General features: G+C 42.1%; 12 protein-coding genes. 8 read left to right on the top strand and 4 right to left on the bottom strand.

Annotated features, from left to right (window positions below):
• Positions 1 to 14 precede the first annotated feature (14 nt).
• A complete protein-coding gene (locus tag AACU32_RS21065) occupies positions 15 to 398 on the top strand; it encodes a hypothetical protein (protein WP_096602955.1) in 384 nt (127 codons plus the stop codon).
• Between the two features lie 773 nt (positions 399 to 1,171).
• A complete protein-coding gene (locus AACU32_RS21060; RefSeq protein WP_096602953.1) occupies positions 1,172 to 2,671 on the top strand; it encodes a site-2 protease family protein in 1,500 nt (499 codons plus the stop codon).
• A gap of 211 nt (positions 2,672 to 2,882) precedes the next feature.
• On the opposite strand, the gene AACU32_RS21055 is transcribed toward AACU32_RS21060, so the two are convergent.
• Positions 2,883 to 4,133 carry a family 10 glycosylhydrolase gene (locus AACU32_RS21055; RefSeq protein WP_096602952.1) on the bottom strand — a complete coding sequence of 417 codons (1,251 nt, stop codon included), beginning with the start codon at positions 4,131 to 4,133 and terminating at the stop codon, positions 2,883 to 2,885.
• A gap of 492 nt (positions 4,134 to 4,625) precedes the next feature.
• Between AACU32_RS21055 and AACU32_RS21050 the strand changes: the two genes are divergently transcribed.
• Both AACU32_RS21050 and AACU32_RS21045 read left to right on the top strand, forming a co-directional pair.
• Positions 4,626 to 5,126 carry a hypothetical protein gene (locus tag AACU32_RS21050; RefSeq protein WP_096602950.1) on the top strand — a complete coding sequence of 167 codons (501 nt, stop codon included), beginning with the start codon at positions 4,626 to 4,628 and terminating at the stop codon, positions 5,124 to 5,126.
• A 617-nt stretch (positions 5,127 to 5,743) separates the two neighbouring features.
• Positions 5,744 to 7,612 (top strand): hypothetical protein, encoded by a 1,869-nt coding sequence (locus AACU32_RS21045; protein ID WP_096602946.1) that lies wholly within the window; start codon positions 5,744 to 5,746, stop codon positions 7,610 to 7,612.
• Positions 7,613 to 7,869: 257 nt separating this feature from the next.
• Here AACU32_RS21045 and AACU32_RS21040 read toward each other — a convergent pair whose 3' ends face one another.
• The gene (locus tag AACU32_RS21040; protein ID WP_339378141.1) at positions 7,870 to 9,747 is read right to left on the bottom strand and encodes a CAP domain-containing protein; all 1,878 of its coding nucleotides are present in this window, start codon (positions 9,745 to 9,747) and stop codon (positions 7,870 to 7,872) included.
• A gap of 763 nt (positions 9,748 to 10,510) precedes the next feature.
• Between AACU32_RS21040 and AACU32_RS21035 the strand changes: the two genes are divergently transcribed.
• On the top strand, positions 10,511 to 11,263 hold the full coding sequence (locus tag AACU32_RS21035; RefSeq protein WP_096602944.1) for a peptidylprolyl isomerase: 753 nt from the start codon (positions 10,511 to 10,513) through the stop codon (positions 11,261 to 11,263).
• Positions 11,260 to 14,181 carry a peptidase domain-containing ABC transporter gene (locus AACU32_RS21030; protein ID WP_096602942.1) on the top strand — a complete coding sequence of 974 codons (2,922 nt, stop codon included), beginning with the start codon at positions 11,260 to 11,262 and terminating at the stop codon, positions 14,179 to 14,181. The genes AACU32_RS21035 and AACU32_RS21030 overlap by 4 nt, the downstream gene beginning before the upstream one ends.
• Here AACU32_RS21030 and AACU32_RS21025 read toward each other — a convergent pair.
• Positions 14,157 to 14,543, bottom strand: a complete 387-nt coding sequence (locus AACU32_RS21025) for a hypothetical protein (RefSeq protein ID WP_339378140.1) — start codon at positions 14,541 to 14,543, stop codon at positions 14,157 to 14,159. The two genes, AACU32_RS21030 and AACU32_RS21025, sit on opposite strands and share 25 nt — an antisense overlap.
• A gap of 112 nt (positions 14,544 to 14,655) precedes the next feature.
• Here AACU32_RS21025 and AACU32_RS21020 point away from each other — a divergent pair, with 112 nt between their 5' ends.
• Positions 14,656 to 16,554 (top strand): HlyD family efflux transporter periplasmic adaptor subunit, encoded by a 1,899-nt coding sequence (locus AACU32_RS21020; protein ID WP_096602940.1) that lies wholly within the window; start codon positions 14,656 to 14,658, stop codon positions 16,552 to 16,554.
• Between the two features lie 252 nt (positions 16,555 to 16,806).
• On the top strand, positions 16,807 to 17,403 hold the full coding sequence (locus AACU32_RS21015) for a Uma2 family endonuclease (RefSeq protein WP_096602938.1): 597 nt from the start codon (positions 16,807 to 16,809) through the stop codon (positions 17,401 to 17,403).
• A 68-nt stretch (positions 17,404 to 17,471) separates the two neighbouring features.
• Here the strand turns inward: AACU32_RS21015 and AACU32_RS21010 are convergent, their stop codons facing one another.
• Positions 17,472 to 17,894, bottom strand: coding sequence for a hypothetical protein (locus AACU32_RS21010; RefSeq protein WP_096602936.1), 423 nt, complete (start codon positions 17,892 to 17,894; stop codon positions 17,472 to 17,474).
• Positions 17,895 to 18,017: the final 123 nt, after the last annotated feature.

Below are 18,017 nucleotides of genomic sequence, written 5' to 3'. Positions count from 1 at the left end.
GGTTCTTGATTGATATGAATAGAAAATTTCTGTTGCATTTGCTCTCCACTCCTACAGTATTTACATCGATGCTGTCTATGGTGATGATGGGTCACCCTGCTCATGCAGCTCTTCGTTCAACCGAAGTCATTTATACTGCTGATGGTCGTGCATGTGTACATTCTCCTCACGGTGCTTATCCCACACCTTTGGTCTGTATTCGGCGGAGTAAAAATAACGCTGTTGCTGCTCAATCAACACAAGTTGTGGCATCAAACCAAGGAACAACTAGCGATGCTGCCAAACTCGAATTTAGTGAAGCAGAGAGTAATGGAGCTATAGCTTTATTTGGTTGTGATTGCCCTGCTTGCGTTAGTGCTTATCGCAATTTACAAGGATTACCTGGATTACCCCTCTAGAATTGCATCAAGAATATTTTTAGATTAAGTAACACATCTATTATCTCAAATAAAAAGGCAAAATTCAACACAATATTGCTGAATTTTGCCTTTTTTTTAGGGCGCGAAGCTGTGTCACTTGTCAGTTGTGTTTGGCTCGGATTTCATGCCTTCCTTGTGATACCAAGGGATTTAAAAAAAATAAATTACCCATATTCCGTAGTGCGAGCATCTTGCTCGATGAATGAACATCAGCTTCCGAGACGTTTGTCCTTCCTTGCGGGAGGCTGCGCCAACGGACACGCTCTCGCGTTCGCACTACAAATTTATTGGGTATTTAAAAAATTGGATGTCCCCAATTCTATGTGAGTTTGCACATTAACGCCCTCACCCACCAAGTTTGGGGCTATACAAACAAAGCCTGCCTAAGCAGGCTAATTATATGCATCTTCATAGAAAATTAGTATGAGCAGTTTTTAAATCTTTTTTTTCACTGACCACTGACACAAACTCCGCTTTGTTGGTGGAGTTTTTTATATTTAATAAATTCATGTGTAACAAATATTTTTTGAATTTGTCTTACATACCCGTAACCCGCCCTAATTAAGTTCGTAGTTAGCACTAAAGTACTGACTACGAAGAACGCAAAGTTTAAATGGTCAAATGCTAGGTCGGGTGAAACGCCAGAATTTATGATGAAAATTTGGGTAAGCCACAGGCAACGTTATAGATTAATTAATGTACCTGCAATACCGCAGCTGTACTAGCTCGGTCTCAAAATCAAAGGTTTAGAGATGTTTACTCTATCAGAAACTTCTATCGTTACAGCAATTGTGCTGGTAGCTTTTGGCATTTTGGGTTGGGGCTTTTATCGCGCCAGACCTTTTGGTAAGCTGGGAATCTTGGCCTGGTTACAGTCGGTGGTGTTGATGGCTCCTTGGCTGTTGTTCTTTGGTTTGTTTGCCGCTGGAGTTTACATCAACATAGTGGGTATATTGTTTTTGGTAGTAGCTTCCGCTGGATTGTATGTTTTCTTAGGGAAGCAGTTGCGAAAAGCTGGACAAGATGCACTACTTCAGCAAAGAGCAACCCAAAGACTGGCTGCTGAGGCTTCACCTGAACTCAATACCGCACCAGATTCCCAGTCTTCCCCAGGAGTTGGGGAACTGAAAATTGAGGTTCTCTCAATTCCAGAAGATGATTTGAATGCAATTAAAGGTATTTTTGGCATTGACACATTTTTTGCTACAGAAACAATCCCCTACCAGGAAGGTGTAATTTTTAAAGGTAACCTGCGAGGAGAAGCGCAGGAAATTCACAATCGGTTGAGTGGAAGTTTGCAGGAGCGTCTAGGCGATCGCTATCGCTTATTTTTAGTAGAGAATACAGACGGTAAGCCTGTCGTAATTGTCCTACCCAGCCGCAATGACCCGCGCCCGATGTCGTTACCCCAAAAAGCTTTTGCGGGTATCTTATTCATCGCTACTATTACTACAAGTTTGGAAGCTGCGGGGTTACTGCTGAATTTTGATTTATTGGGACAACTACAACGTTTACCAGAAACTTTACCCCTAGGTATTGGGACAATGACGATTTTGGTGGCTCATGAAATTGGTCATTGGGTAATGGCTAAACGTCACCAAGTCCGCCTTAGCTGGCCGTTCTTTCTCCCGGCGGTGCAAATTGGCTCTTTTGGTGCAATTACCCGCTTTGAGTCACTCTTACCCAACCGCACGGTACTATTTGATGTGGCTTTGGCGGGGCCTGCGGCTGGTGGTATAGTTTCTTTGTTAATGCTGATTGTCGGCTTGTTGCTTTCTCATCCAGGCAGTTTATTTCAAATCCCCAATCAGTTTTTCCAAGGTTCGATTTTGGTGGGTAGCTTGGCGCGAGTTGTCCTTGGTTCGGCTTTACAGTCTCCTCAAGTAAACGTTCATCCTTTAGTTGTCATTGGTTGGCTGGGATTAGTCATTACCGCGTTAAACTTAATGCCAGCCGGACAATTAGATGGTGGGCGCATTGTCCAAGCGATTTATGGACGCAAAACCGCAGGAAGAGCAACCTTGGCAACTTTAATTTTGCTAGGTATTGTATCTCTTGCCAATCCTTTAGCTATGTACTGGGCAATTTTAATTCTGTTTTTACAACGGGATTTAGAACGCCCCAGCTTGAATGAAATTAGCGAACCTGATGACGCTAGGGCTGCTTTAGGTCTTTTGGCGCTATTTTTAATGATTAGCACCCTGCTTCCCTTGACTCCTGGCTTGGCTGGGCGGTTGGGAATCGGCGGGTAAGAGGGGATGAGGGACTGTGGGGAGAAATGGGACAAGGGAGACAAGGAGAGAAGTCTGAGCGGAGGCTTCCTCCGCTCAGAACTTCGGAGGGACAAGAAAGAATAAGAATTTTTTGCTTGCTTACTCCCTGCTCATTTCCCCCTGCTCCCTGGTCACTGAGCGTAGTCGTTCGCGGAGCGTCTCGCAGAGAAGTGCTGCTCCCCTGCTTCCCCTAAGGTTTCCAGCCTGTGAGCAGATTCGGGTAGGCTGTGCGGGTGGGGAAAATTTGCTGGAAGCTGGTTTGACGATCTAAGGGTTTTTCTTTACTGATGTTCCAGAGGCTTTCATAGAAAAAGAAGGCGACGCCAGCAAAATTGCGATCGCGTACTTTTTGCACTTGTGTTTGAATTTGTTGCATGGGGATAGATTTACCTTTCAATCCAGATAATATGCCGATACTCACGGGAATATGGCTCTTGGCAGCTTTTACTTCTGGATACTCTAATTCGCTGACAAATACATTCAGATCATCCCGATAGATCTGCAAAACTATATCTTCTACCAGTCCCATCCGTTCCCATTTCTGCCAGTCTGCTAAAAAGAATTCGTAGGAAAAACGTTGGGGATTTGGTGCTACAGATACTATACAGTCTTTTTTCACAGCTTTGATGGCTGTGAATACCTGCTTCATATAGTCGGTAATTTTATTCGCTCTCCAGCTTACCCACTCTGGATCTTTAGGATTAGACGAAGGCGCAAGACCACGGTGTTCTTTTCTGTAGAGCGCTACTGTATAAGGATCGTAGCCTAGTTCTGAGGGTAAGCCAAAATGGTCATCAAATTGAATACCGTCGATATTATAGTTTTTAACAATTTCAACGATTAAATCTTGGATAAATTTTTGCACATCCGGACGAAAGGGACTCAGCCAAACTCGGTCGTGGGTTCCTTCTTTGACAATTCGCTCTCCGTTTCGGCGATTAGTCAGCCACTGGGGATGACGTTTGGCTAATTCGGAATCAGCCGGCGCCATAAAACCAAATTCAAACCAGGGAATGACTGTTAAATTTTGTTTATGTCCTTCTTCCACAACTTCTTTGAGCAGATCTCGCCCTTGGAGTCCGGGGGTGGGGTCGAGCGATCGCCCGATGGCTGTGGCAGCAACTTTGCTAGGATACAAGGTATAGCCCCAGTTCCACACTGTTGGGTATACAGTATTAAAATTGAGTTCACTCAGCCGTTGTAAAGATTTTTTGAGGCGAGTCTGTTCAAATAGCACATCACTATCAATATTTGTTAACCAGACACCTCTTAATTCCGCTCCAGGCGATCGCAAAGGCGGACTTTGAGCATTTAAGGGTAAGGAAAGCATCACAGTAGCTACCATGCTCAAAGTCAATATTATGGCAAATATCGCCCGCTTTCTACTTTGGTAAAAATTCCCTCTGACAACAGTCACTAACCGCTTCACCAGTTTGTTCATCATTTGTTACAGGCGTTCTCCAACACAAACCATGACTTAAATAGCCCAACAGAAGTTGCTTTGTTACCTGCTGGTTAAATATTTATACCAATTGTTGTCATGAGTTTACGCCGATGATGTAACCTGATTTTTACCACTCCTAGGAGAGTTTTGCAGAAAATCTGGACACCTGAAGCTTCTTTCCCTGACTTTCCTGTTCTCTGTGCGCTTTGGCAGGGTAATGTAGCCAACAGTGATTTTTAGGTATCAACTACTCAACAATCCTGGAAATTTGGCTGTGTTGTTATTTGAATTACATACCTTCTATCTATTTACCGTAAATGCGGGGTCACACACTCCATCCTCAATTATTAAATCTTGCGTAAGATTACTGTAGGTCATCAAATAAATTGTTATCGAATTTTACCCAAAAATACTTTGGATAACTACTTGGTGAACGAATTAAACTGAAAAAGCTAAGGTACTTTTAAAGACCAAAGGCAGGATTTTATAATGATCAGCAGCTTTAACAATTCACAAGACGGTATGGGGAATACTGTCGCAGCCACCAAACGACTCGCAAGAGCGATGATGGTTTCTGCTGGTGCATTTTCATTAATTTTGGTATCTTGTAACTCTGCTAATAGGCAACAGCAGGTACTAAATCTGTTAACAGAATTCTCATCGGCCCATATCCAAGAGATTGTACTTCCGCCTGCAACGGAAACACTGTATACAACCATCTCAACTACAGTAGGTTTTAACACACCTGATGTATTGATGGTCAGAGGTTTAGAATCTGTAATTGATATTAACGAACTCATCATTAGTACCAATCTGATGCGAGATGAGTTCCGCAAACAGTTTCATTGCCCTTTAGTATTGTGGGTGAATGATGAAATTCTCCGCAAACTAGTTTGGCTAGCACCTGATTTAAAAGATTGGGCAGCTAGTACGATTAGATTTGATGTCCCAAATAATCAGACGATTGAACAACAAGTTCTCAGTGCTTAATACTTCTCAGTGCTTAATACTATTGTGGATTTTAAGTTTGATATTAACTGGGGCTTTTGGTGTGGTATACCTCAAGCCACTCAGTAGAAATTTATGAACGGCTGAATTTTAGATCGCAACACTACATTTAATAATTTAGGAACAAATCATCAACATAGCAGCGTCTATCTTCACATCTGCATCAGAAGATTGACGCTTGTTTAATTTCCAGCTGTTTGGCTTTAGATTTTGGCGTTGTTGTGTGTCAAGTAGCAAGATTGACTAAAAACCTCTCTCCTACTTCTCCTAGCGCCCCTCTCCTCTGAGAAGAGTAGCGGTAGGAGCAGCTTTGATGATTATAGAGGCTTTGAAACTCCCATTCCAGTTAAAAAAGTTTTGACTCACAAAGAAGTGGGAAGGAAGATCAAATAATTTGGAATTTTGCTTGCAAGGATTGTAGTTGGATAATATAATCCAAAATCTAAAATCTAACTTGAAAAGTTCAGAACGTCGGCTTGCGGCGAGCGAACTTTTCGCAAAATCTAAAATTTGGTGAGGGGGTGAGGTTGCAAACATCCTCTTAGGTATTTATTTGCAGAGTAGCAATTATTTGAGTAGGAACTGATTATAACTAGAATATGAAAGGATCTTTGGGTAATTATTCTACCAGCAATCAAGCACGGATTTTCACTGCCTTAGTGTTAACTGGAATTTTATCAGTTGGTAGCGGGTTGACATTAATCAAAAACAGTAGTGCTGCTGCTCTTGAGACTTCACCAGACACAAAAAATGAAGTTCTAACACAAAATTTAAACCAAAACCAATTACCACGTTCAATAGTTAATGTGGTGCTACAGGATTTATCTCGGAGAACGGGAATCTCAACACAAAAACTGCAAATTATTAATTACAGCCAACAAAATTGGCGCAATAGTTGCTTAGAACTATCTCAGCCAGATGAATTCTGTACACAAGCCATAGTTCCTGGTTGGCGATTTGTAGTATCTGATGGTAGACAAAATTGGGTTTATCACACTAATAACAATGGGCGTTCCATCCGGTTAGCTTCCGCACAGACTCCTACAAATAACCCCACAACCCAATTACCACAATCTGTCAAAAATCAAGTTTTGCAAGCTGCATCTGCACGTTTGCAACAACCGATTTCTCAGCTAAATATTATTCAAGCTCAACAACAAGATTGGAGAGATGGCTGTTTAGAATTAGGTAATGCTAATGAAGGTTGTCTCAGAGCTATAGTACCAGGTTGGCGGATAGTTGTGGGCGCAGTTGGACAAAGCTTGGTATATCACGCTGATGAAACAGGTTCCGGGCTGAGGTTAAATGAAAAAGCTAGCCAAACTGCTAGTCAAAAATTACCCCAAACAGTGAAAGATGGAGTTTTGCGCCAAGCTTCCCTGGTTTCCAAGCTATCTATCAGCGAACTTAACATTGTTGCTTATAAGCAAAAACAATTTTCTCGGGGTTGCGAAAATCCAACTATTCGTAATCTTTGCGATCCAATACTAGTATCTGGCTGGGAAGTATTTGTAAAATCAGCTAATAGAATCAGTCCTTGGGTATTTCTCAGTGATGAAAGTGGTTCCCAAATCCAGCTTGCTAGTAGTGATAGGCCAAATGGTAATACTGGTAGCGTTACACCAGTACCAATCCCTCAAGATGAGTTACCACCACCGTTAGATCAAAATGTCGTATTTCGCCAAATCTCTAGTGGTGGCTTGGCGGGTACAACCTATGAAACTGTTTTACTCAATGATGGGCGCTTGATTCGGGTAAAAGTTGGTGATGCTAACGATTCTGAACGTACAGTTCGCCGTGTTTCTCTCCAAGAGGTACAACAGTTTCAACAATTATTAACTCGCAAAAAATTTGGTGAATTCAAAAATTTAAGTTATCCTGCACCCAGCGGCGCAGCTGATTACGTTACCTATACCCTCACCAGCCCAGAAGGTACTGTCAAGTACAACAATATTACTCTATATCAACTACCGCAAAATTTACGAATTGTCTTAAAAGGCTGGAATCGGCTGCGGAGTAATTCAATTGCTGATAGCGGTACGGGTGGTGCAGTAGGTGGTGGAGTACCAATTCCCACAAATGAACTCCCAGCACCGTTAGATAGAGATGTGGTGTTTCGGCAGATTTCTAGTGGTGGGTTTGCTCCTAGAACCTATGAAACTGTTTTACTTAAAGATGGAACCTTGATTAGAGTGCGGATTGGCGATGCTAATGATTCTTCTCGGAGTGTGCGCCGGATTTCTCAGCAACAGGTGCAACAATTTTTGCAGTTATTAGAGCGATCGCGCTTTGCCAAATTCCAAAATTTGAGTTATCCAGCGCCACAAGGATCTGCTGATTATATTACCTATACCCTGACCAGTAAAGAAGGTACGGTGAGATATAACGATATTTCTCAAAAGAACTTGCCGAAAAATCTCTTAGAAGTAGTGAATGCTTGGAATCAGATTGGTAATATTGCTAAATAATCGCTAGTTAGCCTCTGTGTTTTCTGTGCTCTCTGCGGTTAAAAAATCATTTATCGAAAGTTTAACAACCATAGAGAAAAGTTCGAGCGGCGGAAGTCGTCGCTCGAAACTTCGATGAACGCTACACGACACAGACTAAAAATCTAAAAGAGCTTGTAGAGCTTTGACATTAATAGGGAACGAGTTTGAGTCAAAATTTAAGAAATAGCGGGGTTTCCCCCGCCGATTCTGCAAACGGAGCGGAAAAACTGGATTAATTAGACAAGAAAGTTACCAGCATTTAAGCTAGAGGCATTAACTTTTTCCAAGAGAACTAATTTCTCGAAGCCGCCAGATTTTGTACTACCATTAACGTCCAAGTTAACAACGGTATCACTACCAACTTGTTGCAATTTCAGGTAATCAGAGAATTTGTTCTTGCTGGTGAAAGCTGGGCCAGCCATAATATCGCGCAAGTCAATCTTATCCTGATTGGTGCTAAAATCGGTAATAGTATCTCCTTTTTCTTGCACTTGTTTAAAGACAAAGGTATCTTTTCCAGCACCACCAGTTAATTTATCTTGCCCTAACCCACCAATGAGGCGATCGCTTCCAGCACCTCCATTTAGGGTATCGTTACCTTTACCACCCCAGATTCTGTCATTACCAGTACCACCAGTGAGGACATCGTTACCGTTTGTGCCTTTGAGTTCCTTACCAGCTTGAGAATCAGGTGTGGGTTGAGAACCTGAGTTAGATACGGAATTGGGAATTTTGGTGTCTGGGTTAGTATCATCGCTACCAAAGTCTTGCACCCAATAGTTGTGATCAAAACCAACACCGAGTTGGGTATAATTACGATTCAGGATATTAGCTCTGTGTCCAGGGCTATTCATCCAAGCTTGCACCACTTCTTCGGGTGTTTTTTGACCGGCGGCGATGTTTTCCCCCATCGTTTGAGCATCAAAGCCTACTTTTCTCATTCTATCCCAAGGTTGAGAACCATCCGGGCCTGTATGACTAAAGTAGTTTTTCGATGCCATCAACTCTGCGTATTTGTCCGCCGCATAGTCAAGTTCTTTATTGTCTTTGAGTGGTGCTAAACCGTTCTTGGCGCGTTCTTTGTTGGTTAGTTCGAGAACTTGTTGTTCAAACGTACCATTATTATTGCCTGGAGTGGGTGTTGGTGTTGGTGTTGGCGTTGGCGTTGGTGTTGGTGTTGGTGTTGGTGTTGGTGTGGGTTGAGAACCTGAGCCAGAAGAGGAACCAGGAATTTTGGTGGCTGGGTTAGTATCATTACTACCAAAGTCTTGCACCCAATAGTTGTGATCAAAACCAACACCGAGTTGGGTATAATTGGCATTCAAGATATTAGCTCGGTGTCCGGGGCTATTCATCCAAGCTTGCACCACTTCTTCGGGTGTTTTTTGACCGGCGGCGATGTTTTCACCCATCGTTTGAGCATCAAAGCCTACTTTTCTCATTCTATCCCAAGGTTGGGAACCATCCGGGCCTGTATGGCTAAAGTAATTTTTCGATGCCATCAACTCTGCATATTTATCCGCTGCATAGTTGAGTTCTGCATTGCCTTTGAGTGGTGCTAAACCGTTCTTGGCGCGTTCTTTGTTGGTTAGTTCGAGAACTTGTTGTTCAAATGTGCCGTTATTATTCGTTGGTGTTGGTGTTGGTGTTGGTGTTGGTGTTGGTGTTGGTGTGGGTTGAGAACCTGAGCCAGAAGAGGAACCAGGAATTTTGCTGGCTGGGTTAGTATCATCACTACCAAACTCTTGCACCCAAAAACCGTTATCTTTTTTATCAAAACCAACACCGAGTTGAGTATAATTGCGATTCAAGATATTGGCTCGGTGTCCAGGGCTATTCATCCAAGCTGTTACTACTTCTTGGGGTGTTTTTTGACCAAAAGCGATATTTTCTCCAATTATTTGCGCTTCAAAGCCAACTGCTTTGGCTCTATCCCTAGGTTGGGAACCATCCGGGCCTGTATGGCTAAAGTAATTTTTCGATGCCATCAACTCTGCATATTTGTCCGCCGCATAGTTGAGTTCTGTATTGGCTTTGAGTGCTGGAAGACCCTGCTTGGCTCGTTCTTGGTTGGTTAGTTCGAGAACTTGTTGTTCAAAGGTTTTTGTAGCCATCAATCAATCCTCATAAAGATTTGTTCGCATGAACTCAACAGCGATCGCAATTCCGCTGCAACTTTTGGTAGAAGCAAACCTGAAGAGGTGTCAATTAGAGTAGTTAGAGCAAAGCTGTCACAAGCTGTTGTGAATGGTAAAAATCTTGTACTAGAGACTTCAAAGTTACATGTTAGAGGGTTTTTCCTCTCTTGCGACTTCCATATTTAGGGGTCTATTTATACGCCTCAGCGCTGGTAGTTGAATTCAGACCCGTAGGTTAAAAGGAAAAAGATGTAAGTAGTAATACATCAATCGCTTCACCTCAGCATAAAAGATACAGTAGCTTGATTGATCCTTACCTTGTGTCGGTCAATAAACCGTCACATGGTACTTAAAATATATTTTATACTTTGTTTTTTAAGTGATAATTTTTGCAAATATCTTCACCTGTAAGGGTTTTATTAATTTAAAGCCATTGTTATTTAAGTAATAAAAGTATGTTTTACTACTTAAATATTTTTAAAAAACAGTGTAATTAATATAACCTTGTAAAAAAAATACTTGAAAAAGAATATATAATTTGAAGTTTTGGCTAAGTTTGGTAAGATTAACGATGAAAAAATTTACAAAGGCTTATTGAAAAATATCCGGATGCAGTTAAAAATACCTGAACAGAAAAAGAGATAGGGGTAAAACCCTTAGTAACTTTAAATACTCTTAGGCAAGAGATATACAGATTTCTGCCCCAACCTTAGAATGCCAAACGTGCTAGTCAGGACTTATGACGACACAAACATTACAAGTGGGTAACGAAATTCTTCATAGCGAAAAATTACTGTCTTTACTAAATCGTTATCAACTGTTACCACAGGTATTACGCGCCAAAGTGATAGACGAAGCGATCGCATCTTTCTCTTGCACCGAAGCAGAACATCTAGCCGCGATCGCCAAGTTTCGGGAACGTCACCAACTTATTTCACCAGAGGTAGAACAAGCATGGTTGCAAAAAAACCTACTAACTGAAGCAATCCTAGAGGAGATAGCAATCCGTCCGCTATTAATCCAGAAATTCCAACTTGCAATGTGGGGTAATAAACTAGAGTCTTATTTTCTGCACCGCAAAGCAGATTTAGACCGGGTAATCTATTCCATGATTCGTACCCAAGATGAAGGTTTAGCCCAAGAGCTATATTTTCGGATTGTTGAGGGAGAGCATCCTTTCGCAACCATAGCCCAGCAGTATTCCCTAGGCTCGGAAGCACAAACAGGGGGAGTTATCGGCCCAGTTCCCCTGTCTCAACCTCATCCGACAATTCAGCAAATTCTCTATGTGAGTCAACCAGGTCAAATTTGGAAACCGCATTTAATAGCCGATTGGTATGTAATTATTCGCTTAGAGCAATTACTACCAGCCCAGTTAGATGAAAATATGCAACAGTATTTGCTAAATGAACTCTTTGAAGCTTGGATAGAAACACAAATACAAACTCACTTAGAATCTGCTAACCATTGTGTGGAGTATCTCTTGGCATGATGCCAGTTATCACCCAAACCGAAATTGTCGAATTCCTCGCCGCAACTCCCCCGTTTAACACACTCAAAATTGATACCTTAAAAACCGTTGCTCATAACTGCCAACTGTTGCAATATCGCACCGGACAATGGATGCTGGTAAAAGACAGAATGCCAGCACATGTCATGGTGATTTATCAAGGAACTGCGCGGGTATTGGCTGACGACCAGTGGACTAACTCGCAAATTAGTTTAACTGTCGTCGAACAAGGAGAGTTTCTGGGGTGGTTAGGATTGGTGCGGGGGATAAGTTGCGAGGCGGTAATGGCCTCGACAGATGCGATCGCAATTACTCTAGAAGCAGCAGAATTTCTGCAATTGATGGACAAAGAGCCAGCATTTGCCGAATCTGTGCGATCGCGTCCCCACATTAGTGAAGTTTTTGAACTCTTAAGTCGGGAAATCCAGCGTTACGCCGATGCAACCACCGATACTAAAGATTTAGCACGCCAAGTTTGGCAAGAAACACAGGTAGTAAATTTACCGCCTGGAACAGTGAATTCCCAGGACTTTGACCAACAGCGTTTATGGCTAGTGAGTGCAGGTAGCATTGAGGGTATGACTGTTGGCTATCGATTAGCCTTGAGTGACTCTCACCAAACTTGGCAAAACCCAACCCCAGTCCGCTTATTGGGGATTCCGTGGAATATTCCTGAGGAAAATGGTGCGAGTTTAAAAATTGCGCCAGCACCAGAATATCCCCCAGACCCCATAACCGAAAATCTCGCCCCAGCACAAACTATATTTGTAGAGGGGAAGGGCAAAATTGATACCCCTTTAGCCTGTTTCCAGATGTTGAATCAGATATTGGGGGGTACTTTTCGCCGCGATTTAATCCGGAAGTTTTTAACCAATCACCTGAAATCCCAAAAACAGATTTCCTTACCTTTAGCAGGCGCAGTCATCGAAATGATGGGTTTGCAAGCCCATTTAGTCAAAGTTCCTGTTAATGTGATCAACCGCTTGAGTGCGCCAGCCCTAATTTATTGGCAAGAAAATCTCGCCCTGCTGTATAAAATTACAGAGCGGGAAATTGTTGTGGCTGCTCCCGAAACAGGAGTATGTCAATATACTCCCACAGAATTTGCCCAAATTTGGGGACAATCAGGGCAGGTATTGACGGTGGAAATAGCAGAAAGCGATCGCCCCGAAAAATTCAGCCTCCGTTGGTTCATACCTTCCGTCTTTAAATACCGTCTAGTATTGGTTGAAGTTTTGGTGGCTTCGTTTTTTGTCCAGATATTTGGATTAGCAAACCCCATCGTTACCCAAATCATCATCGACACCGTCTTAATCCAGAAAAGCCTGGATACTCTCGATATTTTGGGCATTTTTTTGCTGGTGATTGGCGCATTTGAAGCCGCTTTAACGAGTCTACGGATTTATCTATTTGCTGATACTACCAACCGCATCGATATCCGTTTAGGTTCAGAAGTTATTGAACATTTACTGCGACTACCTCTAAGCTATTTTGAACGTCGCCGCGTCGGCGAATTAGCTGGACGGATTAACGAACTAGAAAATATCCGCCAATTTCTCACAGGGACAGCATTGACAGTAGTCCTAGATGCGGTGTTCTCTGTAATTTATATCGCCATCATGCTGTTTTACAGCTGGATGCTCACCCTCGTGGCTTTAGCGACTGTACCATTATTTGCCATCCTCACAACCTTTGTTGTGCCGATTGTCCAGCAACAGTTACGCAAAAAAGCCGAACGCTATGCTGATACTCAATCTTATTTAGTTGAAATACTGACTGGGATTCAAACAGTCAAAGCACAGAATATTGAATTAAAATCTCGTTGGCAATGGCGCGATCGCTATACTCGTTACATCAGCGCCGGCTTTAAGAATGTCCTGACATCTAGCACCGCTAACTCTATCAGTGGATTTCTAAATCAATTTTCCAGCTTTGTGTTGCTGTGGGTAGGGGCACATCTAGTCATCTCCAATCAATTGACTGTCGGACAGTTAATCGCCTTTCGGATTATAGCTGGTTATGTGACCAGTCCCTTGCTGCGGTTAATTCAACTATCCCAAAACTTCCAAGAAGTAGCATTATCCATCGAACGGCTTGGTGACATTTTAGATACAGCGCCCGAAGTCAAAGCCAGCGATCGCCATAATATTCAACTACCAGAAATTGCAGGTGCAATTAAATACACAGGAGTTTCCTTTGGGTTTAACCCAGAAGATAGCTTAAAACTGATCAACATCAATTTAGATATTGCCCCAGGAACCTTTGTCGGGATAGTCGGACAAAGCGGTTCCGGGAAAAGCACATTGACAAAATTATTACCCCGGCTCTACGAACCTGTAGCTGGAAAAATTCAAATAGATGGTTATGATATCAGGAAAGTAGAATTAAACTCCCTGCGCCGGCAGATTGGCATAGTGCTACAAGATACCCTTTTGTTTGAAGGTACAATTCAAGATAATATTGCCTTAATTCGACCAGAAGCAACCACCGAAGAAATTATCGCCGCCGCCAAAACCGCTGCTGCGCATGATTTCATCATGGGTTTACCTGATGGCTACAACACAATTGTCGGTGAACGCGGTTCCGCCCTTTCTGGGGGACAACGCCAAAGAATTGCGATCGCCCGTACCGTGTTGCAAAATCCGAGATTACTGATTCTCGACGAAGCCACCAGTGCTTTAGATTACGAATCTGAACAACAAGTTTGTCGCCATCTCATGGAGTTTTTTCATGGACGAACAGTTTTATTTATTACCCACCGACTTAACACCGTCAAAAACGCCGACACAATTATCATCATGGATCAAGGTGTAATTGCCGAGCAAGGAACTCACGCCGAACTCATGGCCATGAGAGGGCGGTATTACTGTCTGTTTCAACAACAGGAATCGCAGTTATGAGAGGGATGGGGCATTGGGCATTGGGCATGGGGAGGTGGAAATAGCTTTTGCTCCGGCGTAGCCCGCCGCAGGCATCGCTTAAATAGCTTTTGAGTTCTCCGAAATAGCTTTTGCGATCGCCGAAATAGCTTTTGAGTACTCCGAAATAGCTTTTGCGATCGCCGAAATAGCTTTTGAGTACTCCGAAATAGCTTTTGAGTACTCCGAAATAGCTTTTGGGTTCGCCGAAATAGCTTTTGAGTACTCCGAAATAGCTTTTGCGATCGCCGAAATAGCTTTTGGGTTCGCCAAAATAGCAATTGAGTACTCCGAAATAGCTTTTGCGATCGCCGAAATAGCAATTGAGTACTCCGAAATAGCAATTAAAGCTACAAAGCAGAATTAGCAAAAAACTCAATCACCAATGCCCAATGCCCCATGCCCAATAACAACTGACTATTGACTCTTGACTATTGACAACTACCAAGTAGAACCATGCCAGATTTATCTTTACTGCTAGCTTGCACACAATGTTCCAATATTTCGCCAACACCGGCTAATCAGTGTCAAGAAATTCGTACTGATGAGACAACAAAAGCAAAATCTGATATTGGTAATTGCGTTAGTGAACCAGAAAGCATGGAGTTAGCTTTTTCACCGCCGATTAATCAAGAGACTAGTCCGAAAGATTCGCGAACAGTGGCGCAAACGCAATCTCAAAATCAACCATTATTGCAGCAAAAGAGCGATTATCACAATAATTATGTTGATGCTGTGGGATATCGTCCTTTACAGATAGAAATGCTTTTATCTACGGGCGGTTTTTTATTATTGTTTGCCGTTGGCGGCATATTTTTAATCTGGAAGCGCTTCCCACAAGCCCAGCGTCAATGGCAACTTCTCCTGCAAGGGGATACGGGTATTTTCGGTTCAGGATTGACTTTACCTGAAGAGAAAGAAGAGTTCGATCAGCCCGTCATCCTCAAACAATCTCGTGCTTGGTCTCATGCTATTGTCTGGAGTATAGTTGGAGTCACAACTTTTTCTCTTATTTGGGCTGCTACTGCCAAAATTGATGAATCTGTTCCCGTGCAAGGTAAACTCGAACCCAAAGGTTTTGTCAAAGAGATCCAAGCACCAGTAGGCGGAGTCATTTCTAAAATTCACGTCCAAGAAGGACAAAGAGTCAAAAAAGGCGACTTATTAGTTAGCTTCGATCGCACTACTAGTCAGGCGAAATTAACTTCCCAGCAAGCAGTTCGCGCCAGCTTAATGGCAGAAAATCAGTTTTACCAGATGCAGATGCGATCGCTCACAGCTAATTCTAGCCCCCAGCAGTTAAAGGAAGTACCAGAATTAGCCGCACTCACAGAAAACCGTGCAGCTTTGGTGCAAGAAAATCAACTTTTTCGCGCCGAATTAAACGCAGGCTTGGGAATACGCGACTTAAACCCGCGTTCTCGAGAACGCTTAGTCAATAGACAATTAGAAAAAGAAACTCGGATTGATTCAGTGCGCTTGGATCGGGAACAATTAACCCGCCAGTTAAATCAAGTGCAAGCCCAACTGATTAGTGCTAGAAGTAGTCTGACAACAAACTTAGAAATTGCCAATAACATCCAAACGCTGGTGAAAAAGGGAGCATTCGCCCGTTTACCCTACCTAGAACGACGACAAGCCGCAGACACTAGCCAAGCTGAAGTTAACCGCCTAGTGCAAGAAGAAGAACGTTTAAAATTAGCGATCGCCCAAGGAGAAAAGAAACTACAAAATGCGATCGCCCTTTCCAAAGAAGATTTACTCAGCAAAATAGCCGATAACGAAAAGCGCATCGCTGATATAGATAGTCAACTTACCAAAGTCATTGTTGAAAATAAGAAAAAAATCCAAGAAATTAACAGTGAAATCAGCGAACTTCAGTTGAATATGAAATATCAAGAACTGCGAGCCTCAAATGATGGTGTTATTTTTGATTTAAAACCTCGCAATTCTGGATACGTTTATAACAGCAGTGAAACCATTCTCAAAATTGTCCCTCCAGAAAACCTTGTAGCACAAGTTTTCATCACCAATAATGATATCGGTTTTGTCAAAGCTGGAATGCCTGTAGATGTGAGAATTGACTCTTTTCCTTACACTGAATTTAGTGATATTAAAGGGCACTTAGTTCGTATAGGTTCCGATGCTTTACCTCCCGATCAAACCCATCCATATTATCGTTTTGCTGCTGAAATCCGCTTAGAAAAACAAGCCCTTAATGTTAATGGTGCAGACGTACCTCTCCAATCTGGGATGTCTTTGAGTGCTAATATTAACGTCCGCAAGCGCACTGTCATGAGCATTTTCACAGACAAGTTTTTAGGGAAAGTTGAAAGTATAAAATATACACGTTAGCGGTTGTTTACAAAGTAAAAATAAAATTTTTGTAGGGGCACAGCAATGCTGTGCCCTGAGAATGCTATATATACCTGATACCAATTTGAAAAAAGAATTTGACAAATGGGTAGGGAAGATTGTTATGCCCTTATGAATTAATTTATGTGTCGCAAACATTATTTGAATTGGTATGAGTTTATTCAAAAATCAATAAGGGTTCTATACTAAAATTAGTGAGCGTAAGATTATTCCTGTTCAGAAAGTGTTGTTATGAGCATCCCAGTTGTAGAGTATTTCACCGAAGAAAGACTGGTAACTCTCAAGGATGTTTCGTGGGAGCAATTCAAAGGAATTGAGGCACAGTTAGAGGACAACCGCAATGTCCGACTGTCTTATTTGTCAGGGATATTAGAAATTATGGCTCCCATTGGTGAAAAACATGAGAAAGTGAAAAGTACCCTTGGCTTGCTGCTAGAAGCTTACATGAAACAGTTGGGCATTCGATTTTACAAACGTGGAGGTTTCACACTAGAAGCACCAGGCTATGCTTCAGGTACACCAGATGAGTCTTATAGTATCGGCACAGAAAAAGAAGTTCCTGACATTGTGATTGAAGTCATTGTCACCAGTGGCACAATTAACAGGACAGAGTTGTACAAACCCAAAAAAGTCCCTGAAGTTTGGTTTTGGAAATCTAACGAAATTAAAATATTCCGGCTTACTGAGGATGGCGAGTATCAAGAAGTAAACCGGAGTGGGTTTTTTCCCGAATTAGATCGTGCATTGCTGCTGCACTATATCGCCATACCCGATCAGTACGATGCTGTTGTTGAATTTGAGCAGGCTATCCGCAATCAGCGCAAATAATCTGTACTTTATATAACTAAAAATTTTAGTTACATTCCATGTAAAGCGATCGCTGAGAAATTATAAATTCAACCCCAACCAGAATCGAACTTGGAAGCTACAGATGAATAAAAAGGGTTTTGTGGCTGGCCAATTTTTGCGTATACACTCACTAGAAGATCAGGGTCAATAACTGGTACACCATTGCTCTGAAAATTAGCGTTTTTTGATAGAACCAGCACTACTTGACCTTGGTAAACAACAAAAGGCGGATTTATGCAATAAGTATTGTAAGGGCTGTAAATTCCATACGTCCCGCCATATACCCCGTAAGGATTGCTGATACTGTAAATTCCATACGTCCCACCATACATCCCGTCAGGATTGTTGATTGAGTTTGAGTCATATCGGTCACTTGATAGCACTCCCAAAAATTGACCATCAGCAGCCCATAGCTTACCTACTCCATTAATAGAAACTAGAAAGTCGAGTATTGAAACTAAGATTGACATATTTATTGTTAAAGTATTTTCTTCAGCTTCACACTTAGTATTTTATATAACTACTGTAATAGCACTGAACTTTGAAAATAGTTGGTATTCCACAATATTAGAAGCATCAGCGGAATTCAAGAC

Origin of the sequence: Calothrix sp. NIES-2100, from assembly GCF_963875285.1 — a bacterium.
In the GTDB taxonomy this organism is placed as follows: Bacteria; Cyanobacteriota; Cyanobacteriia; order Cyanobacteriales; family Nostocaceae; genus Aulosira.
This window is presented reverse-complemented; position numbering and strand designations above follow the sequence as displayed.